Here is a 4,052-nt window from a genome sequence, read left to right as displayed (position 1 = left end):
TCCCGCCTATAGCGCCAAGATGCCTCTCATCGGCCGTCCCGCTCTCCAACGAAGTCACGGCTTCAGTCTCCTCGCCGAAGTTCGTTTTCGGCAGGATGAGCAGCCTTGATCACCCGGTTGGCTCAGACCAGATCGGCCGGGATCAGTGAGAAGCTCAATCGCGGACAGGTCATCACGTCTTGCGAACGCTTCTCGAGCGTCGATCAGCGCACCTCCCGTAAGACCTGTTGCCCGAGATGGTCTCCGTCATGAGCGATGGCAGCATGCCGACGGCCTAGCGGTTTCGGCAGGCACAGAGTGCAGGGCGTTAATGCGAACCCGGCGGCGCACGATGCGCCGCACCCCACCCTCGACGTGCGCAATCAGCGGGGCGTGATCCCCGTGGCGTTGATCGACGCGTCGGTGGGCCCGACGACGAGGCGGCTCGTGGTCATCGACGACGCCTGCGTGATGGCCGGGTCGCGGTACAGGCCGATCTTGAGGTAGTCGCCGCGGTCGAGCAGCGTTCCCCGCGGCGGGTGGAAGCCCACGACCTTGGGGACCCCGTCGCGCCAGACGTCGACCACCGCCGCGGCCGGGTTCCGCGAGAAGTGGATGTGGAGCACGACGTCGAGGGTGTCGTTCGGGCCGAGCGGGCCCACGTCCTGCTGGTCGGCGCCGACGTTCGCGAGCCGCAGCCGTCCCCGGCCGGCCTCGAGCGCGATCGGCGGTGAGCCGGTGTTGGCCTCCTGGTGCCACTGCAGCACGAGCTGCCAGGTGCCGGTGTCGGTGGGCAGGTCGTGCAGCGTGCTGACGTCGTGCACCCAGAGGTCGTCGCCCTCGCGGTACTCCGGCACCAGCGGCAGCATCTCGGCCCGCTTGCCGCCGCCGGGCACCGCGAACGAGAGCGCGCCGCCGACGAACTGCGGCCGCGGCGCACCGTCGACCAGCCCCGGACCGCCACTGTCGTCGAAGTGGCTCGCGACGTCCCCGACGGCGGAGTCGAGCACCCCGCTGCCCGTCGCCGGCTTCGCGGCGAGGGCACGCCCGGCGGCCAGGGGGTCGACGGTGGCCGTGGCCGAGACCGCGGGACGGCCCGGGGACGCAGTGGCGAGCGGCGGCGCCTCGGACGAGCCGGAGCCCCTACCCGCGAACAGGACCAGCGGCAGCACGATCACCGCCCCCGCGAGGACCGCGGCGAGGACGAGCCGCAGCCGGGACGGCTCCGGACCACCCGGCGGCCGGTCCGGGGACGGCGGGCGCTCGCGGACCGCCGACGTCACCCGACCCTCCAGCTCATCGCCGTACCTCCGCGCGCGGTGCCGTGCCCCCGGGTGACTCAACGACGGTGCCTCGCGGTCGGGTGCGTCGGGTCGGTCGATCCACGGATGACGGTGACGGGCGCCACGGACGGGTGAACCCTCCGGTCGATCGTGGAGCGGGCTGCGCCGATCGCGCGACGAGGAGCGTACGACAGCCACTCCGTCGGCTCAGCGCGACCGCCCCGGCGCCCGCGTCAGGCCCGCGGGACCCAGAACCGCAGCAGCGCCCCGCCCGACGGAGCCTCGTGCGCCGAGACGCCGCCGCGGTGGCGGGCCGCCGTCTGCGCGACGATCGAGAGGCCGAGCCCCGAGCCCGGCATCGTGCGGGCGTCGGCGGAGCGGAAGAAGCGGTCGAACACCAGCTCCCGCTCCTCGGGGGCGATGCCCGGCCCGGAGTCGGCGACCTCGAGCACCGCGGTGCCCGGCCGCTCCGGCGCGACGCCCGCGCGCAGGACGACGCGCACGTCGCCGCCCGGCGGGCTCCACTTCGCGGCGTTGTCGAGCAGGTTGAGCACCGCCCGCTCCAGCGCGCTCGCGTCCCCGACCACCTCGCACGGCGTCAGCTCGGCCTCGAACCGCACAGCCGGCGCGCGCGGTCGTGCCCGGTCGAGGGCCCGCTCGACGACCTCGGAGAGGTCCAGGTGCTCGGCCGCGACCTCCGGCGGGTCGTCGCGGGCGAGCTCGACGACGTCGCCGACCAGCGTCGCGAGCTCGTCGATCTGGGCGCGCAGGTCGGCGGTCAGCTCGGCCCGGTCGGTGTCGGAGAGCCGCGGCGCGTCCGGGCGGCCGGAGGCGGCGCCCTCCTCGGCCGCGACCAGCAGCTCGAGGTTCGTCCGCAGCGACGTCAGCGGGGTCCGCAGCTCGTGCCCGGCGTCGGCGACGAGCCGGCGCTGGCGGTCGATCGACGACGCGAGCGCGGCCAGCATCGCGTTGAAGCTGCGGGTCAGGCGGGCGATCTCGTCGCCCCCGGTCACCGTGATCGGCTGCAGGTCGCCCGTGCGCGCGACCCGTTCGGTCGCGGAGATGAGCCGCTCCACCGGCCCCAGCCCGGCCCGGGCGATCGCGACCCCGGTGACGGCGGCGAGCACGACGCCGATGCCGCCGACGACGACGAGCACGATCGCCAGCCGGGAGAGCGTGCGCCGGGTCGGGTCGAGCTCCTGGGCGAGGACCAGCGCGCGCCCCGAGCCCGCCGCGACGGCGACGACCCGGTAGGGCGCACCCCCGACGAAGCCGGTGCGCGGCGGCTGCGGCATGCCGGACGCGACGGCGATCTCGGGGTCCCCGACCGGGGGCTCGCTGCCCTGGATGAACAGCGCCCGGCCGTTCGCGGAGACGATCGCGACCCGGAAGTCCCCCGCGGCGAGCGCGTCGGAGGAGACGACCTTGAACAGCAGCGACGGGTCGGCGAGGCCGCTGGACGACGCGGCGGTGGCCCGCTCGACGAGGCTCTGGTCGAGCTGGTCGTAGAGCGCGCGGTAGGCGGTGAAGAAGACGGCCACGGAGATCAGGGCCACGAGCAGGCCGGCACCGACCGAGACCAGGATCGCGACCCGGCGGCGCAGCGGGATCTCGAGCAGCAGCTGCCAGCCCGACGGCGCGGCGGTCGGGCCGTCGTCACGGCCCTCCTCGGCCCCCGGGGAGCCGACCCCCGCGCCACCCGTCGTCGCGCTCATCACCGTCGATCCTCCCGGATACCGGGTGGCGTGCGGGTCGGCTCCCCGTCGCTGGGCCGGACGGGGGTCCCGGGTGCGGCGACGGGGTTCCCGCCCGTCGCCCGGGTGCGGCCATGGGGGACCCTGGGCGGATGAGCGAGAGCGACCCCCGTCCTCCCCGGCAGGAGGGCCCGCCGGGGAGCCCGCCGGAGGGCGGGGCGCCGGGCGACGGGTCCCCGACGGTCGAGCGCCCCGGCCTCGGCACGGGCTACCGCCCGACGGCGCCCGGGGTGCGCTGGGGGGACGGCGGGTCGGGCGGCGATGCGGCCCCGCGCTCCTGGTCCGGCGTGCCCTTCGGGGGCCACGTGCCGTCGAACTCGCCGACCACGGAGGCCACGGCGCAGTACGGGCCCGACGAGGCGTCGGACTACGGGTGGGGCCGGGGCGGCACCGCGACGCGCCCGGGCATGACGGCGACGCCGCCCGGCGGGTTCCCGGCCGACCCCGGCGCGGGCTGGGGCGGCGCGCCCTCGGCCGACGGCGAGCGGACCGGGGGTCAGGACGGCGACCGGCCCGGGTTCGCCGAGCGCCTCCGGGCCCGCGGCCGGGAGGGCGCGGGCACCGTCGGGCGGACCGGGCTGATCCTGGTGGCCCTCGTCGCGCTGGTCGCCGGCCTGGTCGGTGGCGCGATCGCCGGCTCGCTGGCCGCGGGCGGCTCGACGTCGGGGACCTCGCTCGCGGCCGGCGACTCCGACGGCGACCCGCTGCCGCCGGCGCCCGCGGGCTCCGTCGAGGCCATCGCCGCGACCGTGCTGCCGAGCACCGTGCAGATCCTCGGCGCGGCGGGCGAGGGCTCGGGCGTGATCATCTCCACCGACGGCCTCATCATGACGAACAACCACGTGCTCGCCGCCGGGCGCGGCGGCGGCCTGCAGGCGGTCTTCTCCGACGGGCGGGTCGCCCCGGTGTCGCTGGTGGGCGCGGCCCCGGCCGCCGACATCGCCGTCGTCCGCGCGTCCGGCGTGACCGGCCTGCAGCCCGCGGTGCTCGGCGACTCGGACCGGCTGCGCCAGGGGCAGGCCGTCGTCGCGGTCGG

3 protein-coding genes are annotated in these 4,052 nt (G+C 76.4%); 1 reads left to right on the top strand and 2 read right to left on the bottom strand.

All coding sequences use genetic code 11. The features are described 5' to 3' along the window. Positions 1–362 precede the first annotated feature (362 nt). Both AC0CYZ_RS11345 and AC0CYZ_RS11340 read right to left on the bottom strand, forming a co-directional pair. Complete coding sequence (locus AC0CYZ_RS11345) at positions 363–1,262, bottom strand: heparin lyase I family protein (RefSeq protein ID WP_472215315.1); 900 nt, start codon at positions 1,260–1,262, stop codon at positions 363–365. Between the two features lie 233 nt (positions 1,263–1,495). Further along, a complete protein-coding gene (locus AC0CYZ_RS11340; protein ID WP_472215313.1) occupies positions 1,496–2,977 on the bottom strand; it encodes a HAMP domain-containing sensor histidine kinase in 1,482 nt (493 codons plus the stop codon). Positions 2,978–3,108: 131 nt separating this feature from the next. On the opposite strand from AC0CYZ_RS11340, the gene AC0CYZ_RS11335 reads away from it, so the two are divergent. After that, the coding region (locus AC0CYZ_RS11335) for a S1C family serine protease (RefSeq protein ID WP_472215311.1) at positions 3,109–4,052 on the top strand (944 nt) is incomplete at its 3' end.

The sequence above is a fragment of the Actinomycetospora sp. genome, assembly GCF_055612215.1.
This window is presented reverse-complemented; position numbering and strand designations above follow the sequence as displayed.

Excerpts from the sequence above, each read along its gene's own strand:
- AC0CYZ_RS11340 (WP_472215313.1), bottom strand. The coding sequence starts at position 2,977 with ATGAGCGCGACGACGGGTGGCGCGGGGGTCGGCTCCCCGGGGGCCGAG.